Genomic DNA, 22,641 nt, shown 5'->3' on the forward strand with positions numbered 1-22,641 from the left:
CCCCGAAGGGCCTTACCGCTCGACTTGCATGTGTTAAGCACGCCGCTAGCGTTCGTCCTGAGCCAGGATCAAACTCTCCGTTGAAGACTCTCGATTTACCCCGAAGGGCGAATCAGAAGTATCTCGAACCAGAGTCCGAAAACCTAGCAAAATAGCCGGCTGGAAATTAGCCGACTTAAATGTCCGACCCTCACACGGGGGGTGAGAATCGGAACCAAATTTCAAAATTTGGCACTGACATTCATCGACACACTATTGAGTTCTCAAAGAACACACGCACACACGATCTCCCGGGCTCTTAGTCCCGCTCGTTCGTGAGGCAACTTTTACAGCTTAGCTCAGCCTTCTGAGCGAAACCAAATCCGCTGGTCAGGTGAAGCTAGTGTGATCATCAGGCGCTCCTCGTCCAACCTCGTTTCCCAGGCCCTTGGGGCTCCGGGTCGGTGTCCGTGTCGCTCTGACCTGGAATAAGTTACGTGTTGCTACGAACAGAAGTCAAATCGGCTGGTCAGAGGGGCAAACCGCGCAATTCGCACACTCACGCTCTTGCGACCCGTGGTTGGGTGGACGACCTTGGTGGTGTGTACGTCTGCGATCGGTCGATTACCAGTTCTGTTGTCGACGAGTTCGCGGAACGAGTTCCCGGCCATAAAGAAACCGACTGGCGTGTTAGTTGGCTGCCGGGCCGATTGTTCACTCGCGCCCAGGCGCTGGCCGCCATCGAATTGGCCGAACTCGTCTTCGCCCGGCCCGCCCCGCGGACGCCGACATCCACGCCACCATCGCCGCGACCGCCGAGCAGCTCGGTGTCCGGCCCATCGATGTGGCCGTCACCCTCTCGGCACGACACCCCGACCGCCGACCCCACCACTGTCCACCCGTCGGTGGGCCCGGATACACCGGGCGGACGATTCCCGCCGGAAGCCCTCCGCCCATGGGTGGAATTCCTTTGACACCCACCGTGAACATGCCGAAATTGGGGCTGTGACAGAGGTAATCGCACGTCCCGAACGATCCGGAACCGACTGGTCACGATGGTTTCGGGGGCCGGCCGACCAGCCACGCTGGGCCCGACCCGCTTTGCTGGGCATCGCGGTCGCGGCCGGGGTCCTCTACGCCTGGGGCATCGGCTCGCAGACACCACACCTCTACTACTCGGCCGCCGCCCGCTCGATGAGCATGAGCCGGCACAACTTCTTCTACGCGGCCTTCGACCCGGACGCGACCATCAGCATCGACAAACTGCCGGGCGCGATCTGGATCCAGGCGCTGTCGGTACGGGTATTCGGGCCGCACACCTGGGCGTATCTCCTGCCGCAGGTCATCGAGGGCGTGCTCACCGTGCTCGTGCTCTACCGCGCGGTGCGGCGACTGTCCGGTCCGTACGCGGCCCTCGTCGCGGCAGCGGTCGCGGCCCTGGCGCCGGCGGTGGTCGCGCTGGATCGCGGCAATATCTCCGACACCCTGCTGATCCTGCTGCTGGTGCTGGCCGCGGATCAGGCGGCGGCCGTGATCGTGTCGGGGCGGGTGCGGAATCTGGTGTGGTGCGGGCTGTGCATCGGCCTCGCCTTCCAGGCGAAGATGGTGCAGGCCTGGTTGATCGTCCCGGTGCTGGCGGCGGCGGCGCTGCTGGCCGCGCCGAGAGGTGAACTGCGGCAGCGCATCACGGGTCTGGCCTGGTTCGGCGCGACCACGCTGGCGGTGTCGCTGAGCTGGATGACAGTGGTCAGCCTGCTGCCCGCCGGGCACCGGCCGTACGTGGACGGCAGCCACCACAACTCGCTGTTCGAGCAGGTCTTCGTCTACAACGCGGCCAGCCGCACCAATGACGGATTCAGTGTGGGGTCGGCCAACTTCACCACCGGTGGCCAGGGCTCTGGATACCGCGCGGAGCTGGTGCTCGGGCCGGACAGCCGGTTCGACCATCTCTTCGGAGGCGGCGGCGGTCGCGAGACCGGGTGGCTGATTCCGCTCGCGCTGGTCTGCCTGATCGCCCTGGCCTGGGCGGCCCGGCGGCGGCCGCGCACCGACCGCGAGACCGCGGCGCTGGTGCTGTGGGGCGGCTGGCTCGTGGTCCACCTGGCGATCTTCCTGGTGATCGGGACGGTGAATCCCTACTATCTGGCGGTGCTCGCACCCGCGATCGCGGCCCTGATCGGCATGGGAGCCCAGGCTTTCCGCCAGACGGATGACCGCCGGGTCCGCGGGCTGGGGTTGACCGCCGTGGCCGCGACCGCCGCGTACGGCTGGTGGCTGTCCGCGGCCGCGCCCGGTTGGGCGCGGGCCGGGCTCGTGGTTGTCACCGTGGTGCTCATCCTGGCCGCGCTGCGCGTCCGCGAATCAGTGGCAACCGCACTGCTACTCGTCGCGGCGCTCGCCGCGCCGACGACGGCCGCGGTCTCGGTGGTCGCGGACGGATACGGTCCGCTGGACACCCCCTATGAATCGGCGCAGGCCCGGCAGGTCACCCAGGGTTTCATGGCCTCGGCCCTCACCTCGGCCCGGGAACTCGACGCACAGCTCGCCAAGACACCCGGCCACCCGCGATATCCACTGGTCACCTTCACCTCCGCGCTGGCCTCGCCGTTCATTGTGAGCAGCGGCCGGCAGGTGCCGGCCATCGGCGGCTTCACGGGTGCGGCCCCGGTGCCCACCACCGCCGATGTCGCCCGCATGATCGAGGCCGGCGAGGTCGGACTGGTCCTGGTGACGCCCGCGGACGACGACCGTGTGACCTGGATCCGGCAACACTGCCGCGCACTGCCCGGCGGCGGGGACGGCGTCGCGGTCCTCGCCTACACCTGCGCCCGCCGCTGACAGCGAAACCGAAACGGTCCCGAATCACTGTGCGGCACTTAGCATCACTGACCATGCAGGACATCAACGGGCTGATTCACAAGATCAAGCACGGCCTCGACACCCAGGTGAGCATCGCGCGGCTGCGGCGAAACCGCACCCTCGCGGAGGCCGCGACCGGACGCACCGTCCTGATCACCGGCGCCTCCTCCGGCATCGGACGCGTCGCCGCCGCCCAACTCGGCGCGGCCGGAGCCACCGTGCTGCTGGTAGCCCGCCGCGCCGACGAACTCGAACAGGCCGTCGCCGATATCGAGGCCGCCGGCGGCAGGGCCGCCGCCTACCCCTGCGACCTCAACGACTTCGACGCCCTCGACGCCATGACCGCCACCGTGCTCGCCGACCACGGCCACGTCGACATCCTGGTCAACAATGCCGGCCGCTCCATCCGCCGCCCGCTCGACCAGTCCTACGACCGCTTCCACGACTACGAACGCACCATGCGGCTCAACTACTTCGCGGCCGTCCGCCTCATCCTCGCCTTCGCGCCCGGCATGCGGGACCGGCGCGACGGCCACATCATCAACATCCTGTCCCTGGCCAACCTTTACGGCGGCCCGGGCTACGCGGCCTACGTCGCATCCAAGGCTGCCCTCGACTCCCTGAGCACCAGCCTCCAAGCCGAAACCCACACCGAGAACGTGCGTTTCACCTCCATCTACCTCCCCCTCGTCCGCACCCCGATGATCGCCCCCAACGCCGTCTACCAGAACGCCGACGCGCTCACCGCCGAAGAGGGCGGGCAGATCATCTGCGACGCCATCATCGACCGGCCCCGGCGACTCGCCCCGGTCATGGGCCGAGTCACCGCACTCATCGACAGCGTCCTGCCCGAACGCGCCGACAGCATCCGCAGCGCGCGCTTCCGGCGAGGCATGTGACCAGCGCCGCGGGGACACCGTCACGCGGACCGGCGGCCCCACAGTGCGGCCAAGGCCAGCAGCCATCCGCTCCACAGCACGTACCCGGCGAAATTCGCCTGCTGCGCGCCCGGCACCTGCCACGGAGCCACCACACCGGCCAGGATCAGGGCCGCCGCCGCCTGTTCCTAGCACCGCGAACGAGCTCGGAAAACCCCGGTGCCACAGAGCCGATGCCGCCGGCACCGCCCAGGCGGCGGTCAGCGAATAACCGTACATCTCACCGAGCGCCGTACCCAGCAAGCGATTCCAGAACTCGAATTCCGATGCGGCGGAGCCACTTCCGGGCGCGGCGCGATCCGCGAGACCTGGCGCCAGCAGCAGCCAGCGCAGCAGGCCGGCGGCCTGCACCACGCCCGCCGCGACCCCGGCACGCACCGCCCAGCGCATGCGCGCCGAATTATCGCGGCGGCCGGCCAGCAGCGCGATCGGAACGAACAGCACCGCCCCGAACGCGAGCACGGAGAACCACGCGACCACAGCGGACTCGTGCGCCCGGAACAACGCCGGCACCTCCGCGCTCGGACGGGACAGGACACGCGGATAGTCGAATACCACGCCCAAACCCGCGAACCCGGCATTCATGCACACGACTGCCAACGCGCCGGAAAGCTCGGCGGCGGTCAGGACGGCGCGATGCAGGGGTGGGAAATCCTGCGGCCCGCGGTGATATGAGGGCTGGGCGCACTGGTGCAGGGCGGTGGTGTCCGCGAGCTGATCCGACACAAGCGAATCGGCCTGTGCGCCACCATCACATGCCCGGGCCCGGCCACCGCGTGCCGACCGCTGCTCTCTTCCCCACACATGGCCGAGGGCCCGGCCACCGTCAGGTGGCCGGGCCCTCGTTCTTCAGATGTGTTGCCGGAAGGCAGGACTCAGAAGTCCATGCCGCCCATGCCGCCGGTCGGGTCGCCCGCGGGGGCGGCCTTCTCCGGCTTGTCGGCGACGACGGCCTCGGTGGTCAGGAACAGGGCCGCGATGGAGGCCGCGTTCTGCAGGGCCGAGCGGGTGACCTTGACCGGGTCGGCAACGCCGGCGGCCAGCAGGTCGACGTACTCGCCGGACTCGGCGTTCAGGCCGTGGCCCGCCGGGAGGTTCGAGACCTTCTCGGCGACAACGCCCGGCTCCAGGCCGGCGTTGAAGGCGATCTGCTTCAGCGGGGCGGACAGCGCGACGCGGACGATGTTCGCGCCGGTGGCCTCGTCACCCGACAGGGACAGGGCGTCCAGGGCCGGGGCGGCCTGCAGCAACGCCACGCCACCACCGGCGACGATGCCCTCTTCGACGGCAGCCTTCGCGTTGCGGACGGCGTCCTCGATGCGGTGCTTGCGCTCCTTGAGCTCGACCTCGGTCGCGGCGCCGGCCTTGATCACGGCAACACCGCCGGCCAGCTTGGCCAGGCGCTCCTGCAGCTTCTCACGGTCGTAGTCCGAGTCCGAGTTCTCGATCTCGGTGCGGATCTGCGCCACGCGGCCCTTGATGGCCTCCGGGTCGCCCGCGCCCTCGACGATGGTGGTCTCGTCCTTGGTGATGACGACCTTGCGGGCGGTGCCCAGCAGCTCCAGACCGGCGGTCTCCAGGGAGAGGCCGACCTCTTCGCTGATGACCTCGCCACCGGTCAGGATGGCGATGTCGGCCAGCATGGCCTTGCGGCGGTCACCGAAGCCCGGGGCCTTGACGGCGATGGACTTGAAGGTGCCACGGATCTTGTTGACGACCAGGGTCGACAGGGCCTCGCCCTCGACGTCCTCGGCGATGATCAGCAGCGGCTTGCCGGCCTGGATGACCTTCTCCAGCAGCGGCAGCAGGTCCTTGACGGTCGAGATCTTCGAGCCGACGAGCAGGATGTACGGGTCCTCGAGGACCGCTTCCTGACGCTCCGGGTCGGTCACGAAGTAACCGGAGATGTAGCCCTTGTCGAAGCGCATGCCCTCGGTCAGCTCCAGCTGGAGGCCGAAGGTGTTGCTCTCCTCGACAGTGATGACGCCTTCCTTGCCGACCTTGTCCATGGCCTCGGCGATCAGCTCACCGATGGACGAGTCGCCCGCCGAGATACCGGCGGTGGCAGCGATCTGCTCCTTGGTCTCGACCTCCTTGGCGGTGTCGAGCAGCTTGGCGGTGACGGCCTCGACGGCCTTCTCGATGCCGCGCTTCAGGCCGAGCGGGTTGGCGCCGGCGGCCACGTTGCGCAGGCCCTCACGGACCAGCGCCTGGGCCAGCACGGTGGCGGTGGTGGTGCCGTCACCCGCGACGTCGTCGGTCTTCTTCGCAACTTCCTTGACGAGCTCCGCGCCGATCTTCTCGTACGGGTCCTCGAGCTCGATTTCCTTGGCGATGGAGACACCGTCGTTGGTGATGGTGGGGGCGCCCCACTTCTTCTCCAGCACCACGTTGCGGCCCTTGGGGCCCAGGGTCACCTTGACAGCGTCGGCGAGGCTGTTCAGGCCACGCTCGAGTCCGCGGCGAGCCTCTTCGTCGTACGCAATTGTCTTGGCCATTGCGTTGAGATCCTCCAGATCAGGGGATTGGCATGATCTGGTCAGGTTCGGTGCCCGCGACGGACGACCCGGCTCATTTGGTCAAATACAGCCCGGTCTCACCGTTTCCGACCTAGCACTCGCAGGTGCGGAGTGCCAAATCCCTTTTTAGCACTCGCCCCAGACGAGTGCAAGGTTGGGGAGATGGCCGCACGAGTCGTCTCGGCGGCCCGGATCCCACGAGGACTACGAGAAGTGGGAGCGGTCGTCTACGCGCAGCAGCAGGGCGATCAGGGCGTCGGTACGACGTTCCTCCGGAGTCCGCGGCTCGCCGTGCTCGACGGTGACGAGTTCGGCGTCCTGGAGGAGGAGTTCGGCTTCGATTCGCATGATGGCCCGGATGAACGGTGGTGCGACCTCGGGTGGGAGGTCTCCGTTCACGATGTAGCCGCCGTCCGGCGTGTTCTCGGTGGAGACATAACTGAGCGCGCGCAGCAGATCGGCGCGCTTTTCCCCCGCAACTAGGTCGGAACCTTCGTCGCCCGCCATTCCGCAATCGTATCTGCCGCATCATGCACACCAGAGGACCCGGTGACGCGGGGATGATCGCGAGCCCTACATCACCAGGTCGGCAGCATGGTGGAGCGACACGCCGACTACTGCGCGTCGGCGGCGGGTGCCGTGACGCCGGGCACCGGCAGCGAGCTCAGCAGGTCCGCGATATCGGTCTGCACCGAGTCCTTGTCCAGACCCAGGCCGGACAGGATGCCCGTGCCGTTCTCCTGGTCCAGCAGGGCGAGAAGGAGGTGCTCGGTGCCGATGTAGTTGTGACCCAGCCGCAAGGCCTCGCGGAAGGTCAGCTCGAGTGCCTTGCGGGCCTGCGCGTCGAACGGGATGAGCGCGGGCACCGGTTCGCCGGTGGCGGCGGGGAGGGCGGCCGTGGCCACCCGGCGGACGGCATCGGCCGAGATGCCCTTGGCCTCGATGACCTTCACCGCGAAGGATTCCGGCTCGGCCAGCAGGCCCAGGATCAGATGCTCGGGACGGGTTTCGAGATTGCCGACGGCCCGGGCCTCCTCCTGGGCGGCCATCACCACGTGGCGGGCACGCTGGGTGAAGCGGGCGAACCCGGCATTGGGGTCGAGGGCGGCGGCCTGGCCCGGATCGGCGGGAGCCTTGGGGACGAAGCGCTTCTGAGCGGCCTGCTTGGTCACGCCCATGCTCTGGCCGATATCGGTCCAGGACGCGCCGGAGCGGCGGGCCTGGTCGACGAAGTGGCCGATCAGGTGGTCGGCCACCTCGCCGATGTGGTTGCCGAGGACCACGGCGTCGGAGAGTTGCTCGAGGACGTCGCCGGGACGGGCCTTCTTGATGCCGTCGATCAGATCGTCGAGGCGGATGGAGTTCGTCATGCGTCAACTTTAGGTTGACCATCATCGAATGGTCAACCATGAGTTGACGAATTGCCGCCACCTTGCGGCTAGTCCAGCGCCACCTTGCCGACCATGCGCACGATCTGCTCCTTGAACCACGCGGCCGTGCGACCGGTCAGCACCGTCCGAGCCGGGGAATCGTCGGCGTGCACGAACTGGATGACGCCATCGTGTCGGCCGAGGCTGATGCACTGGAAGACATAGCGGTACTTGCGCGCCGCCGGTTCCTTGCCGCGCAACCGCGCCGCGATGGCGGTGGCCGCGTACTGTCCCGCCGGAATCGCCGTGGCGCAGGCCATCCGGAGGTCATGTCCATCCGAGCCCGCGATGACGGCGGCGTCGCCGACCGCGTAGATGTCGGGGTGGGAACTCGAGCGCAGTTCGTCGTCGACCAGGATGCGGCCGCGGGCGTCCACGGCCAGACCGGACCTGGCCGCGACCTGCGGAACCCCGAAACCGGTTGTCCACAGCACGGTTTCGGCGGGGATGCGGTCCCCGTCGACCAGTTCCAGACCGTCCGCGGTCACGGCCGCCACCTTGGCGTCGGTGCGGACCCGGACGTCCAGGCGGTCGAGGGTGGCACGAATGTGGTTGTGCGCCTTCGGCGAGAGCCAGCCGCCGGGTTCGTCCGCGCTGACCAGCGACACCAGCAGGTCCGGCCGCGATTCGGCGAGTTCGCTGGCGACCTCGATGCCGGTCGCGCCGCCGCCCACCACGGCGATCCGGCCGGACAGCTCGGGCACGGCCCGAATGTCCTCGGGAACGGCCACGGAGTGCGCGAATTCGGTCGCACCGGGCACGGCGGAGCGATCGCCGGCGCTACCCAGCGCATAGACGAGGGTGTCGTACCCGAGCGCTTGTCCCCCAGCCAGTTCGACGCGGCGGCTAGCGGTATCGATGCGCTCGATCCGGGCCTGCACGAACTCGATGCCCTTGCCCGCCAGCATCTTCCGCAGATCCGCTCGCGGCACCTGCTGACCCGCCAGCGCTTGGTGCAGGCGCACCCGGTCCACGAATTCCGCGCGGGCGTCCACGACTGTGACCCGCGCGCCCTTGGCCTTCGCGACCTGCCGCGCCGCGGACAGTCCCGCGTAGCCCGCGCCCAGCACGACGATCCGATGTTCTCCGGTCATGAGAGGGGTCCTTCCCTTGCGAGGTAGCCGACACCCTCCAGACCGGATGGCCGGGCGCTCCCTGACAGATCGCCGACGTGTGCCCGATCACACCCGGAGTCGACGCAGGTCAGGTAATGGATTCGCCCGTCGATGCCGACTCGGCCCGCGCGAAGAAGGCCAGCTTGTCCGGGTTGAGCACCATGCGCAGCGCGGAGATGCGGTCACCGTCGACCTCGATGGCGCCGACCATGAAGACGACGCCCGCGGTGCGGAAGACCATGGCGGGCTCGCCATTGACGTCCTCGAAGGCGAAGGACGCATCAGGGAACTCGGGCAGCAGCTTGGTGACCAGACCGTAGAGGTACTGCGCCACCCGTGCGGGACCGACGACCGGGCGGCGAGCGGCGTTGACCTTGCCGCCGCCGTCGGCCGTCGAGACGATATCGGCGGTGAACATGGCCTCCAGCGCGGTCAGATCACCGGAATACGCCGCGGCCAGGAATTTTTCGAACAGGGCCCGCACGTGTTCCGGGGACGCGTCGAAGCGGGGGCGGTCGGCGCGCACGTGCTGCGAGGCGCGGCGATAGAGCTGCTGGGAATTCGCCTCGGAAAATTCGAGCATGTCGGCGATCTCGCGATGCGCGTACCCGAAGGCCTCCCGCAGCACGAAGACGGCGCGTTCGGCGGGACTCAGGCGCTCCAGCATGGTCAGCATCGCCATGGACACGAGTTCGCGCTGTTCGGCCGATTCCAGCGGTCCGAGTTCGCCGTGCCCGGTCGGGACCGGCTCCGGAAGCCACGGTCCGACATAGGTTTCCCGGCGGGCGCGCGCCGAATCCAGCCACGTGCGGCACAGATTCACCAGGATGGTGGTCAACCAGGCCTCGGCCGACCGGACCGCGGGGCGGTCGGTGGCGTCCCAGCGCAGGTAGGTCTCCTGGACGGCATCCTCGGCCTCACACGCCGAGCCGAGCATGCGGTAGGCGAGCGCGAACAGGCGCGGCCGGTGTCGCTCGAATTCGACCAGCCCGTCGGCGTCCATCCGTACCCCAGTCCTCGTCGTACGCAATCGTTTGAGGACGATACGCCTACGGCGCACGGCCACGACGGTGACTATCCACACGCCGCCACCGTGCGCCTGCGCACCGATGAGACGCCAATGGATCGCTAATGAAGATCGAGAGCGAAACTACTTGGGCGCCACCCGGATCGCCACCGCGACCGGCGTATTCGCATACGTCGAGGCCAGGCAGGCCAGTTTGGCGGTACCCAGCGCCACGTTCGGGCTGCCGTCCAGGAACGACCCCGGATTGGCGGCCAGGACCTGATCGATCACCTGCTTCTCGGCGTCCTCGGTGAGGTCGCGGAAGTCACCGCAGGTGGTCTGGGCGCCGGCGGGCGCGGCCGTCTTCTTGGCCGCGGTCGCGCTGGTCGGCGCCTCGGCGGGCGGTTGCACCGGGGTCGCGGCGGCGGTGGTGGTGGTGGAAGCGCCCGCGCTGGTGGTTCTGGCCGCAGTGGTGGTCCCGGCCTGCTTCAGGCCGTTCGTATCACTGGATTTGTCCGAGCCACAACCGGCGAGAGTCAACGCCATCGCACCGGCGGCGAGGGCGACGATCGAAAGACGCTTCATACCCTGCTTTCCGAACTTCCCGAGAGTGCCGGCACCGGACCGGCCCGGCGCTCGCAGCAGCGTACCCGGCCCCGGCGACTCCCGGTAGAAAAAGTTCCGGCCCGCGGCTTTCGTCAGTGCAGATGCTGCTGCCAGTCCGCGGGCACCCGGCCCCGCGGGCCGGGCACCGGCTGGTCCAGCGGATGCGCGTGCGGCGGCGCGAGTTCCGGGCCGCCCTCGTACATCTCCTTGTTCTCGAAGTTGTAGTACCAATCCTCACCCGGCTCGAAACTCTGGATGAAGGGGTGCCCGGTGCTCTCGAAGTGCTTGGTGCCGTGCTGGTTCGGCGACATGTCGCAGCAGCCGATGTGCCCGCACTGCGCGCACCGGCGCAGGTGCACCCACCAGCCGCCGGCGGCATCGCATTCGACGCAACCGGATCCGCTGGGCGCGATGCTGGGGTCGATGCCTTCGATCTGTTCGGTCATCAGTTGCCTTCCGTCGTTTACTGCGCTGCTTCTAGAGTGGACTGCGCTGCGTCGGGAGCGGCTGCCTGGAGCGGCAGTCGGACGATGAAACGCGTATTCCCGGGCTCGGATTCGACCCGGATGTCGCCGTGGTGCTTGTTCACCACGATCCGGAACGAGATGTCCAGCCCGAGCCCGGTGCCCTCGCCGACCGGTTTGGTGGTGAAGAACGGTTCGAAGATGCGGGTGCGGATCTCCTCCGGGATGCCCGGCCCGGTATCGCCGATTTCCACTGCGGCGCAGTCGTTCTCACGATAGGTGCGGACGCTGAGGGTGCCGCGCCCGGACATGGCGGAGACCGCGTTGTCGATCAGATTTGTCCACACCTGGTTGAGCTCGGCGGCGTAGCACGGCACCGGCGGCAGCGCCGGATCGTATTCCTTGACCACCGCGATGTCGTCGCCGATCTTGCGGGCCAGCATGACCAGCGTGCTGTCCAGCAGTTCGTGCAGGTCCACCACCTGGAACGGGGCCCGGTCCATCTGCGAGTACTGCTTGGCCGCGTTCACCAGCGAGGAGATGCGGTTGGTCGAGTCGGTGATCTCGTTCATCAGCAGCTCGGTCTCGACCGTGTAGTTGAGCCAGCGCATGGCCGCCTCGAAAACATCGCCGCCACAACCGGACAGCGTGCCGTGCACCTTCTCCATCCAGTCGATGTCGAATCCCGCCTGCACGAAGTTCGGCGCGATGTCCCAGCCATTGGCGACACCGTGGTCCTCGAGCCAGTCGCCCAGCTCGTCCTCGCGGTCGGCGGCTTCCAGCGGCGTCAGCGTCGGGGCCTTGGAGACCTGGGCGGCCGCCTCCTCCTGCAGCTGGGCCAGCGCCTCCAAGGTCTCGGAGTTGAACTTGCCGTGCGCCATCATCTTCAGCTTGTGCCGCATGCCCGCGACCCGCTCGCGCAGCGAGGAGGTGGCGCGCACCGCGGCGGCGGCCGGATTGTTCAGCTCGTGGGTGAGGCCCGCCGAGAGAGAACCCAGCGCCAGCAGCCGTTCCCGCTGACCGATGCGCTCATTGGCATTGCGATTGCCGAAGAAGACGCCCTCCAGCAGGTGCAGCGCCATCGGGAACCATTCCTGCATCATCTTCGCGAAGGTGCCGGCGTCCAGCACGAAGAACTTCGACGGCCGGGTCACGTAGAACGACGCGGTATAGGTCTGTTCGACCTTGTCGCCCATGTAGGCCGTCCACGCGCCCGAGTAGGAGCCGACGTGCTCGGTGCGGACGAGTTCGATCTCCTCCCCGCCCGACATCTTGGTCAGCCGCACCTCGCCATCCATCAGGACGTAGAAGCAGGTGGCCGGATCGCCCTCGCGGAAAACCATTCCGGGCTCGAACATTTCGACCCGGCCGTCCTTGCACAGCCAGGCCAGCTGCTCGTCGTCGAGCTTCTCGAACAGGAACAGCTGCCGCAGTTCGTTCGGGTCGCAGATCAATCGGGTGTTGCCCATTCACCTACTCCTACTGTTTCGCGAGCCAGCGGTGCACCAGCATGACGGCCATCGCGCCCTCGCCGACCGCGGAGGCCACCCGCTTCGCCGATTCCGACCGCACGTCGCCGGCCACGAACACGCCGGGCACGCTGGTCTCCAGATGCTGTGGGGGACGAGGTAGTTCCCAGCCGGCGGGCCGTTCGCCCTCGACCATGAGGTCCGGTCCGGCCAGCACATAGCCCTTGTCGTCGCGCTTGACGGTGCCTTCGAGCCAGTCGGTTTCCGGCGCCGCACCGATGAACAGGAACAAACGCTCCGCGTCCACCTTTTCTTCCGTGCCGGCCTCGTTGTTGCGCAGCATGATCCATTCCAGGTGGTCGTCGCCATCGGCGGACACCACCTCGGTACGGGTGTGCACCTTGATGTTCGGGATCTGCGCGATCTGCTGAATCAGGTAGTGCGACATGGACGCTTCCAGCGACGCCCCGCGCACCACGATGTGCACGGTCCGGGCCCGCCGGGACAGGAACACCGCCGCCTGGCCCGCCGAGTTCGCGCCGCCGACGATGTAGACGTCCTTGTCGGCGCAGTCGCTGGCCTCGGTCATGGCCGAGCCGTAGTAGACGCCGCGGCCGGTGAATTCGTCCACGCCGGGGGCCGGGTGGTGGCGGTAGTTGACGCCGGTGGCGATGAGCACCGAGTGCGCCGCGACGCTGCCGCCGTCGGCGAATCGCACCACGCGCGCGGAACCGCACGCCTCGAGGGCCACCACCTCCCGCGCGGTGATCAGCTCGGCCCCGAATTTCACGGCCTGCCGGCGGGCTCGGTCGGCCAGCTGCGCGCCGGAGAGGCCGTCGGGGAAGCCCAGGTAGTTCTCGATGCGGGAACTCTGCCCGGCCTGGCCGCCGGTGGCGGTGCGTTCCACCAGCACGGTGCGCAGACCCTCCGACGCGCCGTAAACCGCTGCGCCGAGACCGGCCGGGCCGCCGCCGACCACGATCAGGTCGTAGAAGTCGCTGGAGGCGTCGGTGTTCAGGCCCACGCCCTCGGCCAATTGCGCGTCGGTGGGCATGATCAGCACATCGCCGCTGGGATTGATGATGACCGGACACTGGTCCTCGGTGGCATTGGCCGCGGTCAGCAGCCGCGCCCCTTCCGGCTCGTCCACCTGGTACCAGCGATACGGCAACTGGTTGCGCGCCAAGAACTCCCGCACCTCCGAGCAGCGGGCCGACCAGCGGTGGCCCACCACCTTGGTCTCGGTCACCGGCTTGTGCTCGTCCCCGCGCCAGGCCTCCAGCAGGGCGTCGACGACCGGGTAGAGCTTCTCCTCCGGCGGATCCCACGGCTTGAGCAGGTAGTGGTCCAGGTCGACCACATTGATGGCCTCGATGGCGGCATTGGTGTCCGCGTAGGCGGTCAGCAGCACGCGGCGCGCATACGGGTGCAGGTCCATGGCCTGCTCGAGGAATTCGACGCCGTTCATCCCGGGCATCCGGTAGTCGGCGATCATCACCGCGACCGGCTGGCCGCGCAGTTTCATCTCGCGAAGGGCCTCGAGCGCATCGGCGCCGGACTCCGCCCGCAGAATCCGGTAGTCCGCCCCGTACCGGCGGCGCAAGTCCCGCACGACCGCGCGCGAGACGCCAGGATCGTCGTCGACGCTGAGGATGGCCGGCTTCGCGGTAGCTGGTGAAGTCACCTAACGAGTATGGGCTGACGAGGCAAGACCGCGAAGGCCAGACCGTGCCATGTTCGCGTCAGGCGGAACAGACCTGCGTCCTTGCTCGGAACATCCTGGGCATACCGATTCAAATCCGGTGATGCTCAATGAAATCCATCTCGGTAGGGGTGAGCAATCGCTCGAGTCGCTCTTCGAGGTCGCCGTTGGCCTTGCGGCGGAAGCGTTTCGTCGATTTGTCGAGCGTCGGGGACTCCGCATCGGTACCGGACTCTTCGGCGGGGAGGAGTGGGACCGTCTTGGTCTCGAGATGCAGGAGCGAACGCAGGTTCACGGCCGATCACCTCACGTTTCCCAATCGGAAAGCTGGTGGCAGTGTCTGTTGCTTCGTCTATCGACATTGTGCGCCGAGCATTACATTTCGGACATCAACACCCCCAGAATGTGATCTAGTTGATTTTCAACCGCGGAATGAACCGGCGGCACATGCCCATACGTGCAGGTGGGTGTGGTGATCCACACCACGGAGCCAAGGTGATCCACGCCACCCGAACTACGATGCGTGATACCGATCGTTACGTCCCCGGAGGCAACGTTGCCGAAAACTCTCGAAGCCAGCATCGATATCGCGGCAGCGCCCGAGCAGGTCTGGAGCGTTGTCGCCGACCTCAAGCGCATTCCCGAGTTCAGCCCGCAGACCCTGCGCATGCAGCCGCTGGGCCGCGCAGTGCACACCGGCACCTGGACGGTGAACCTCAACAGGGCCAAGGGCTACGTCTACCCGACCACCTCCCGGGTGGTGCGGTTCGAGCCGAATCGCGCGATCGCCTTCCGCATGAACGAGAACCGGACCATCTGGAGCTACACCCTCGAGCCCACCGCGGACGGCGGCACCAAGCTGGTCCAGCGGCGCGACGTCCCCAGCGGCAAGCTGCCGCGGTGGCTGCAGTTCACCATCGACAACGTCTTCGGCGGTGAGCAGCCCTTCGAAGGCGCGCTCGAGGACGGCATGCAGGTGACCCTCGGGAAGATCAAGCAAACCGTGGAGCGCTGAGCGTAGGTTCGGCCTATGCGACGACTGACAGCGCTCTGCGCCGCCACGGCCGGTGTGGCGCTCGTGCTCACCGGCTGCGGCGGCTCCGACTCCTCGGGCGACCGCACGGTCACCGTCACCGGTACCGGAAAGGTCCAGGGCACACCGGATGTGCTCAATGCCGAGCTGGGCACCGAGGTGAGCGCGGCCGACGTGTCCGCGGCCGTGAACCAGGCCGGCGACAAGGCCAAGGCGATCACCGACGCCATGGCCACGGCCGGGGCCAAGCGCGAGGACATCAGGACCAGCGACCTGTCCGTGCAGCCCACCTACGGCACCGACGGCCACAACATCACCGGCTATCGCGCCACCAACACCATGCACGTGGCCGTGCGGGACCTGCCGAAGGCCTCGGGCATCCTGTCGGCGGCGGTGCAGGCGGGCGGCAACGACACCCGCATCAACTCGGTGGCCTTCGGGCTGGAGGACAACACCAAGCTGCTGTCCGACGCCCGCGCGCGAGCCTTCGACGACGCCAAGAGCCGCGCCGAGCAGTACGCGGGCCTGTCCGGACTGAAACTGAAGACGGTCAAGACCATCAGCGAAAACGGCAGCGGCGCAACGCCGCCGCCGATGTACCGGGACACCGCCCCGGGCGCCGCACCCAACATCAACCTCGAACCAGGCCAGCAGACGGTCACTTTCACCGTGACCGTCGCCTGGGATATGGGATAGCTCATCCGCTGCGCGCCGCCGGGTGGCGGCGCGCAGCGGCGCTCACTTCCAGTTCGGCAGCTGGACCACCTGCGCCGCCCAGGACAACCCCGCACCGAAGGCGATGAGCAGTGCGGTGCCGCCGGGTTTGGCGTCGCCCGCGCGCATCATGGCCTCCATGGCCAGCGGGATCGAAGCCGCCGAGGTGTTGCCGGCCTCCTCGATGTCATTGGCCAGGGCGCACCGCTCGGGGAGCTTCAGCACCCGCGCCATGATCTCGATGATGCGACCGTTGGCCTGATGCGGGACCATCGCGTCCAGATCGTCCGTGGTCAGGCCCGCCCGCTCGATGGCCTCGCGGCACACCTGCTCCAAAGAGTGTGCGGCCCAGCGGAAGACGGCCGTTCCCTCCATGGCGAGGTAGGGCCGGACAGCATCGAGGCCCTTCTCGTCGATCTCGTCGAAGAACTGCAGCCAGTCCTTGTCCTGGCGGATGGCGTGGTGCTGGGTGCCGTCCGATCCCCAGACGGTCGGGCCGATGCCCGGTTCGCTGGAGGGGCCGATCACCACCGCGCCGGCGCCGTCGGCGAAGAGGAAGGCGGTGCCACGATCCCTCGGGTTGACCGTGTCCGTCAGCTTTTCCACGCCGATGACCAGCACGTACCGGGCGGTGCCGCCCTTCACCAGATCCGATGCCACGGCGACCCCGTGGCAGAAGCCCGCGCAACCGGCCGAGACATCGAAGGCGGCCACATTGTTCAGACCGAGCGCAGTGGCGATCTGCGGGCCCGCGGCGGGCGTGAGCAGTAGCCAGGTGGACGTTGCGACGATGACGCAATCGATCTGATCCGCGGCGATCTCCGCTGCTTCGATGGCGTCGCGGGCAGCCGCGGCGCTCATGCTGACGATCGTCTCCTCGGGAGAGGCGAAGCGTCTGTTGTGGATGCCGGAACGTGTCCGGATCCACTCGTCACTGGAATCTATCGGCCCCGCCACCTCGTCATTGGTGACGATTCGCTCCGGCCGGTACACACCGAGCCCGAGCATGGCCGTGTGCTCTGCCCCGTTGATCGAAGCAATTCGAGCAGACATTGGTTCTCTCCTATGTACTGCGTACCGCGCGTCGAACGTGACCTTCATCGGGTTCCTCACCCCCCGCGGACCCACAATGCCGCAGACATGAGGCTCCCTCATCTTAATCGCGATAGCCTCTCATGCCAGTGCTACTGATCACAATCGAGGGGTCAATGCCGGGTGGTGCACCTCCGGTCCGGGAGGCCGGCCGCGGGTGTTCGGTCACCGAGAACGCGAGCGTCGAACCCACTTCACGTATCGTGTGATCGCGGTCCCTGACCGTATCTATCCGCGCATGAAAGAGGAGCCTGTGGCCCGCCGACCCACCCCGCCCGGCACTCCGGAACAGACCGGCCTCGGCCACGTCGCCGACCTGGTCCGCAAAGCCGTTCCGCCGCTGCATCCGGCAGGTCTGCCGTTCGTGGCCGCACCGCTGGCGGTGGCCACCCTCGGCTATCGGCGGAAGTGGCTGCGCCGCACCGGTTTGCTGGCGGCCGCGGCCTGCGCCGGATTCTTCCGGCACCCGCACCGGGTGCCGCCGAACCGCCCCGGCGTCGTGGTGGCCCCCGCCGACGGCGAGGTCGCGCTGGTCGACACCGCGGTGCCGCCGGCCGAACTCGGCCTTGGCGACGCGCCGCTGCCGCGGGTGAGCATCTTCCTGTCGGTGCTGGACGTGCACGTGCAGCGGGTGCCGGTGAGCGGCCTGGTGGAACAGGTCGCCTACCAGAAGGGCAAGTTCGTCTCCGCCGATCTGCCCGAGGCCAGCGACCGCAACGAGCGCAACAGCGTGGTCATCGAGACCGCCTCTGGGCAGCGCGTGGTGGTGGTGCAGATCGCCGGGCTGCTGGCCCGCCGCATCATCTGCGAGGCCGAGGCCGGCGACAAGCTGAACATCGGTGACACCTACGGCCTGATCCGGTTCGGTTCGCGCGTGGATACCTACTTCCCGGCCGGGACCAGGCTGCTGGTCACCCCGGGGCAGCGCACCATCGGTGCGGAAACGGTGCTGGCCGAACTGGATTCATGATGGAACAACTCGCGCCCGAACCGAACGGGCGTCGCCGTAACCGCACCATCCGACTGCTGCCGAGCATGGTGACCATCCTGGGACTGTGCTCGGGCCTGTCCGCGGTGAAGTTCGGCATGGAGGGCAAGCTGGGGTTCGCGCTGGCGCTGGTCGGCGCGGCCGCGGTCTTCGACATGCTGGACGGGCGCATCGCCCGCATGCTGGACGCCACCACCAAGATGGGCGCGGAGCTGGATTCGTTGTCGGACGCCATCGCGTTCGGCGTCACGCCCGCCCTGGTGCTGTACGTGACCTTCCTGCACGCCGACAGCATCGGCTGGATCCTGGCGCTGATGTTCGCGGTCTGCATGGTGCTGCGGCTGGCCCGCTTCAACACGCTGATGGACGACGACAACCGCCCGGACTGGCAGCGTGAATACTTCACCGGCGTGCCCGCCCCGGCCGGCGCGCTCATCGTGCTGACGCCCATCGCGCTGTCCGAGCAGTTCGGCGATGGCTGGTGGGTGAGCTTCCCGGTGGTGGCGGTGTGGACGGTGCTGACCGCCCTGCTGTGCGTGAGCACGCTGCCCACCCTGGCCGTCAAGTCGGTGTCGGTGGCCCCGCGCACCGCGCCCATTCTGCTGGTGCTGGTCGCGCTGGCCGCCGCACTGCTGGTCACCTACCCGCTCATCCTGATGATGGCGCTGGTCGTGCTGTATCTCGGCCACATCCCGTTCGCGGTGCACTCCGCGCGCTGGGTGGCGGCCCGGCCCGAGACCTGGCACCACAAGCCCGCCGAGCGCCGCGCCCAGCGCAAGGCCCAGCGCCGCCAGCGCCCGCTGGCCGGACGGGTGCCGCGGGTGTCGGTGTCCACGGCACGGCTGCGCCTGCGCCGCCCTGGTCAGCGCGACCGGGTGTCGAACCGCCCCGGGCGCTGAAACCAACGGCCGGGCCGCGATTCGCCGACGCTGCCGTCGGCGGCCGCCCGGCCCGGGCAGAATTGACGGCGTGACCGACTCACAGCCGGGTTTCCAGTTCACCGCTCGCCTGAACACCTCCCCCGCCGACGATCGGCGGGGGGTGGTCCGGTTGCATCCGGACTCGCTGGCGCTGCTGGGCGTGAATCCGTGGGACGTGATCTCGATCGCCGGCGGCAGACAGACCTCGGCGTTGGTGGCTACACCGTTGAAAGGCAAACCCGTCGGGCGCGGCGAGGCGCTGCTCGACGAGGTGACGATGTCGAACGCGCACATCTCGGCGGGCTCGAAACTGACCATCGCGAAGGTGATTCCGCGCCGGGCCACCCGGATTTCGGTCACGGGCTCGCCGGACGTCATGCGCGCCATCGACGAGACGACCCTGCGGCATGCCCTGCAGGGCAAGGTGGTGTCGATCCAGGACGCCGTCTCGCTGCGCCCGATGGATCTCAAACCCGGGACCAGCCGATCCGGTGTGGCCCAGCAGCTTTCGCGAGCCCTCCATATCGCCTGGACCTCGGAGCTGCTGCGGGTGACGGCCGTCGATCCGCAGCCCGGCCCGGTGGTCGTGAGCACCAACACCGCGGTGGGCTGGGGTTTCGGCGTCGCCGAGACGGACCTGCCCGCGGCTCCCCTGGACGATACGGATACTCGCACCGACCTCCGGGTCAGCACTCCGGCGTCACCAACGCCGTCGGTGGTGACGGTGGCCGATCTGGCCGGGGTCCAGGCCCAGGCCGCGAAACTGCAGGAGTGGCTGAGCCTGGCGCTGGACGAGCCGGACCTGCTGAAGAAACTCGGAGCGTCCTCGCATCTGGGGGTCCTGATCACCGGTCCGGCGGGCGTCGGGAAGGCGACGCTCGCGCGGGCCGTGGCGGGATCGCGGCGGCTGGTGGAGCTGGACGGTCCGGCGGTCGGTGCGACCGACATCGGGCCCAGGCTGCGCGACGTGTCCGACAAGGTGGCCGAAATCTGTTCCGGCGCAGGCGGAGTGCTGCTGATCACCGATATCGACGCGCTGCTGCCGACACCGGCCGAACCGGTGGCCACGCTGATTCTCGACCAGTTGCGCGCCGCCGTGGCGCAGGAGACGGTCGCGGTGCTGGCCACGACGTCGAATGCGGCGGGCATCGACCCGCGGCTGCGTGCTCCGGAGCTGTGCGATCGGGAGGTGTCGCTGCCGCTGCCCACCTCGGGGGTGCGCGCGGCGCTGCTGGAGCAACTGCTGCGCAATGTCCCCACCGATGGGCTGAAGATCGATGAGATTTCCTCGCGGACACCGGGTTTCGTCGCTGCGGACCTGACGGCGCTGGTGCGGGAGGCGGCCCTGCGGGCGGCCGCGCGGGCCAGTCGCGAGCAGTCGGATCCGATGCTGCTGCAGGAGGATCTGGCCGGAGCGCTGGAGGTGATCCGTCCGCTGTCGCGTTCCGGGTCCGAGGAACTGGCCATCGGCAGTCTGAGCCTCGCCGACGTCGGTGACATGACGGAGACCAAGCAGGCCCTCACCGAGGCCGTGCTGTGGCCGCTGAAGCATCCGGATTCGTTCCAGCGGCTGGGTATCGAGCCACCGCGCGGAGTGCTGCTGTACGGGCCGCCGGGGTGCGGCAAGACCTTCCTGGTGCGGGCGCTGGCGGGATCTGGGCAGTTGAGTGTGCACGCCGTGAAGGGCGCGGAGCTGATGGACAAGTGGGTCGGCTCCTCGGAGCGGGCGGTGCGCGAATTGTTCCAGCGCGCACGGGATTCCGCGCCGTCGCTGATCTTCCTGGACGAGGTGGACGCGCTGGCGCCGCGGCGCGGGCAGTCCAGCGATTCGGGCGTCTCGGATCGCATTGTCGCCGCACTCCTGACCGAACTGGACGGTGTCGAGCCGCTGCGGGATGTGGTCGTGATCGGCGCGACCAACCGGCCCGAACTCATCGATCCGGCCCTGACCCGTCCCGGGCGTCTGGAGCGCCTGGTGTTCGTGCCGCCGCCGGATGCCGATGCCCGCGCCGAAATCCTGGGCACCGCCGCCAAATCCGTGCCGCTGGCGAAGGACGTCAATCTGCGGCGGCTGGCGCGTGAGCTGGAGGGCTACTCGGCGGCGGATTGCTCGGCGCTGCTGCGCGAGGCGGCACTCGCCGCCATGCGCCGCGATGTCGAGGCCGCCGAGGTGACGGGCGCGGATGTGGGGGCCGCGCGCAAGGCGGTGCGACCCTCGCTGGATCCGGTCCAGGTGGAGGCCCTGCGGCTGTATGCCGCCCAGCGCGAATCGTCGACTCCGCCCGGCGATGTGTCCGGCTACGTCTGAATGTTCCCCACCAGGGCATATGAGACCGATTAGTCTGCTGTGTCGATGGTTTCGCGGCGTGTTCGCCATGCGCGCCGGTAGCGCGCCGAATCTGTACAAAGTAGGCGAGTCGTACCAATCGGTCCGCCTATCACCGGTAATTTTTCCCTGGTGAGGTCGCATCAGGTAGCCGCGGAGACGATCACGGCGCTGGTCGCAGCAACGGTTGCCGGCCTGGCGCTGGCCCTGCCCATCGACTTCGGCTGGACCTCGGAGACGTCGGCCCTGCAGCGGGACCTGCTGGCCTACACCCTGCCCCGCGCCGTGTCGGCCGGCGCGCTCATCGCCATGATCGCGGCGGTGCTCATCACCACGCTGGGCAGCCCCGTGGCGGCGTGGGCGACCACGCTGGGCGGGCTGCTGGTGCTGCTGGCCAATCACGTGTTCGGCCATGCCGGCGAACCGAATTCGTCGCTGCCCACCATGAACTTCATCGATTCCCTGGCCGGCGGCCTGATCCTGGGCGCGCTGGGGGCGGCGGTGCTGCACCGTCGGCTACCCGCCTTCGGCTGGACCATGGGCATTCTGATCAGCCTGCTGCTCGGTTCGGTGAATCCGGTGTCGCGGACCGGTGGCGGCATCGACGCGACCGCGAGCGATCACTGGCACGCCGGCGATGTGCTGCCCATCTGGATGCTCCTGCTGGCGCTGGTCCTGGTCGGCTTCGGGTTCCTGACCCATCGGAAGCGCGAGGCAGAGGAACGGCTCTCGGCGGAGCTGCCGCTGGCCCCGATCCTGGGGGGCGTGGTGCTGGTGCTGGTAACGCTGGCCAGTGCGGAATGGCTGGCCCGGCACGGCGACAGCCAAGCGGGCATCGTCCTCGCGGTGGCGACCGCGGTGGGGACCGCCATTGTCGCGGCCATGCTGTTGCCGGGCCGGGACGGCGAGATCGTGCTGCTGGCGGTGGGCCTGGGCGCGGTGGGTGCGGCGACCGTGGCGGCCGAGATGCCGGCCTGGTCGATCCCGGTGCTGGCGGCGGTGTCGGCGGTCGGCATGTGGGTGGGCAGCAGGGGCGGGGGTCCGGCCGTCTCCCTGGCCGCGGGCATGGCGCTCGGGGTGCTCACGGCGTTCACGGCCGATTCGACCCGGGCCTGGCTGATCGTGGGCAGTGCGGCGGTCGTGTCCTGGCTCATCGGTTTCGCCCTGCTGTCCACCCGGCCGCGCTATGTGCCGAGCCGGGTGCTGGGCACCCTGGTGCTGTTCGTCCCGTCGGCGGTGCTGGGCATGCGCGATTATGTGTCGCGCGGCCACTACGCCACGCAGTCCGCCGGCAGCGCGTCGATGTGCGCGGTCAGCTCCACCGGCACCGCGGCCCCGGGCTGGACGTCGGCGCTGGTGGCCGGGGGCTGTCTGGCCGGGATCTACCTGCTGCGGCGCAGTCGCCCGCGAATCCCGGCGGCCACCGGCACCGCGCCCGAATCTCCGAACGGCGCGGCCGCCTCCGGCTGACCGTGGTGTGA

19 protein-coding genes and 1 rRNA gene are annotated in these 22,641 nt (G+C 68.5%); 8 read left to right on the forward strand and 12 right to left on the reverse strand.

What is annotated here, in order from left to right; translation table 11 throughout:
- Nucleotides 1–84 (reverse strand): 16S ribosomal RNA (locus tag AB0L60_RS28260); the annotation flags it as partial.
- Between the two features lie 996 nt (nt 85–1,080).
- On the opposite strand from AB0L60_RS28260, the gene AB0L60_RS28265 reads away from it, so the two are divergent.
- Together AB0L60_RS28265 and AB0L60_RS28270 are read left to right on the forward strand one after the other, a co-directional pair.
- Entirely contained in the window at nt 1,081–2,817 is a 1,737-nt protein-coding gene (locus tag AB0L60_RS28265) for a glycosyltransferase family 39 protein (protein ID WP_364619673.1), read from the forward strand.
- 53 nt (nt 2,818–2,870) lie between these two features.
- A complete protein-coding gene (locus tag AB0L60_RS28270) occupies nt 2,871–3,737 on the forward strand; it encodes an SDR family NAD(P)-dependent oxidoreductase (RefSeq protein ID WP_364619676.1) in 867 nt (288 codons plus the stop codon).
- Between the two features lie 914 nt (nt 3,738–4,651).
- Here AB0L60_RS28270 and groL read toward each other — a convergent pair.
- The 10 genes from groL to AB0L60_RS28320 form a co-directional block, all read right to left on the reverse strand.
- On the reverse strand, nt 4,652–6,274 hold the full coding sequence (groL, locus tag AB0L60_RS28275; RefSeq protein ID WP_354843619.1) for a chaperonin GroEL: 1,623 nt from the start codon (nt 6,272–6,274) through the stop codon (nt 4,652–4,654).
- Between the two features lie 225 nt (nt 6,275–6,499).
- Nucleotides 6,500–6,802: a hypothetical protein gene (locus AB0L60_RS28280; protein WP_364619680.1), complete on the reverse strand. Its 303-nt coding sequence runs from the start codon at nt 6,800–6,802 to the stop codon at nt 6,500–6,502.
- 107 nt (nt 6,803–6,909) lie between these two features.
- Entirely contained in the window at nt 6,910–7,665 is a 756-nt protein-coding gene (locus tag AB0L60_RS28285; RefSeq protein WP_364619683.1) for a Clp protease N-terminal domain-containing protein, read from the reverse strand.
- Between the two features lie 68 nt (nt 7,666–7,733).
- Nucleotides 7,734–8,819, reverse strand: a complete 1,086-nt coding sequence (locus tag AB0L60_RS28290; RefSeq protein WP_364619686.1) for an FAD-dependent oxidoreductase — start codon at nt 8,817–8,819, stop codon at nt 7,734–7,736.
- A gap of 109 nt (nt 8,820–8,928) precedes the next feature.
- Nucleotides 8,929–9,843 carry an RNA polymerase sigma-70 factor gene (locus AB0L60_RS28295; RefSeq protein WP_364619688.1) on the reverse strand — a complete coding sequence of 305 codons (915 nt, stop codon included), beginning with the start codon at nt 9,841–9,843 and terminating at the stop codon, nt 8,929–8,931.
- Nucleotides 9,844–9,990: 147 nt separating this feature from the next.
- Nucleotides 9,991–10,431 carry a hypothetical protein gene (locus AB0L60_RS28300; RefSeq protein ID WP_364619691.1) on the reverse strand — a complete coding sequence of 147 codons (441 nt, stop codon included), beginning with the start codon at nt 10,429–10,431 and terminating at the stop codon, nt 9,991–9,993.
- Nucleotides 10,432–10,544: 113 nt separating this feature from the next.
- The gene (locus AB0L60_RS28305; protein ID WP_357004805.1) at nt 10,545–10,898 is read right to left on the reverse strand and encodes a UBP-type zinc finger domain-containing protein; all 354 of its coding nucleotides are present in this window, start codon (nt 10,896–10,898) and stop codon (nt 10,545–10,547) included.
- Between the two features lie 17 nt (nt 10,899–10,915).
- Entirely contained in the window at nt 10,916–12,385 is a 1,470-nt protein-coding gene (locus AB0L60_RS28310; protein WP_364619694.1) for an ATP-binding protein, read from the reverse strand.
- 10 nt (nt 12,386–12,395) lie between these two features.
- Nucleotides 12,396–14,069, reverse strand: a complete 1,674-nt coding sequence (locus AB0L60_RS28315) for an FAD-dependent oxidoreductase (protein ID WP_364619696.1) — start codon at nt 14,067–14,069, stop codon at nt 12,396–12,398.
- A gap of 109 nt (nt 14,070–14,178) precedes the next feature.
- Nucleotides 14,179–14,382 (reverse strand): hypothetical protein, encoded by a 204-nt coding sequence (locus AB0L60_RS28320; protein WP_364619699.1) that lies wholly within the window; start codon nt 14,380–14,382, stop codon nt 14,179–14,181.
- A 261-nt stretch (nt 14,383–14,643) separates the two neighbouring features.
- Here AB0L60_RS28320 and AB0L60_RS28325 point away from each other — a divergent pair, with 261 nt between their 5' ends.
- A complete protein-coding gene (locus AB0L60_RS28325) occupies nt 14,644–15,102 on the forward strand; it encodes an SRPBCC family protein (protein ID WP_364619702.1) in 459 nt (152 codons plus the stop codon).
- A 15-nt stretch (nt 15,103–15,117) separates the two neighbouring features.
- Nucleotides 15,118–15,816: an SIMPL domain-containing protein gene (locus AB0L60_RS28330; protein WP_364619705.1), complete on the forward strand. Its 699-nt coding sequence runs from the start codon at nt 15,118–15,120 to the stop codon at nt 15,814–15,816.
- Between the two features lie 42 nt (nt 15,817–15,858).
- On the opposite strand, the gene AB0L60_RS28335 is transcribed toward AB0L60_RS28330, so the two are convergent.
- Nucleotides 15,859–16,887, reverse strand: a complete 1,029-nt coding sequence (locus AB0L60_RS28335; RefSeq protein ID WP_364619708.1) for a beta-ketoacyl-ACP synthase III — start codon at nt 16,885–16,887, stop codon at nt 15,859–15,861.
- 292 nt (nt 16,888–17,179) lie between these two features.
- Here AB0L60_RS28335 and AB0L60_RS28340 point away from each other — a divergent pair, with 292 nt between their 5' ends.
- The 4 genes from AB0L60_RS28340 (at nt 17,180) to AB0L60_RS28355 (ending at nt 22,630) form a co-directional block, all read left to right on the forward strand.
- Nucleotides 17,180–17,896 (forward strand): phosphatidylserine decarboxylase, encoded by a 717-nt coding sequence (locus tag AB0L60_RS28340; protein ID WP_364620032.1) that lies wholly within the window; start codon nt 17,180–17,182, stop codon nt 17,894–17,896.
- Nucleotides 17,896–18,813 carry a CDP-diacylglycerol--serine O-phosphatidyltransferase gene (pssA, locus tag AB0L60_RS28345; protein ID WP_364619711.1) on the forward strand — a complete coding sequence of 306 codons (918 nt, stop codon included), beginning with the start codon at nt 17,896–17,898 and terminating at the stop codon, nt 18,811–18,813. Before AB0L60_RS28340 ends, pssA begins: the two co-directional genes overlap by 1 nt.
- 70 nt (nt 18,814–18,883) lie before the next feature.
- On the forward strand, nt 18,884–21,142 hold the full coding sequence (locus AB0L60_RS28350; protein WP_364619714.1) for an AAA family ATPase: 2,259 nt from the start codon (nt 18,884–18,886) through the stop codon (nt 21,140–21,142).
- Between the two features lie 150 nt (nt 21,143–21,292).
- Nucleotides 21,293–22,630, forward strand: a complete 1,338-nt coding sequence (locus tag AB0L60_RS28355) for a hypothetical protein (RefSeq protein WP_364619717.1) — start codon at nt 21,293–21,295, stop codon at nt 22,628–22,630.
- Nucleotides 22,631–22,641: the final 11 nt, after the last annotated feature.

This window comes from Nocardia sp. NPDC051981 (assembly GCF_040680715.1).
Taxonomy (GTDB): domain Bacteria; phylum Actinomycetota; class Actinomycetes; order Mycobacteriales; family Mycobacteriaceae; genus Nocardia.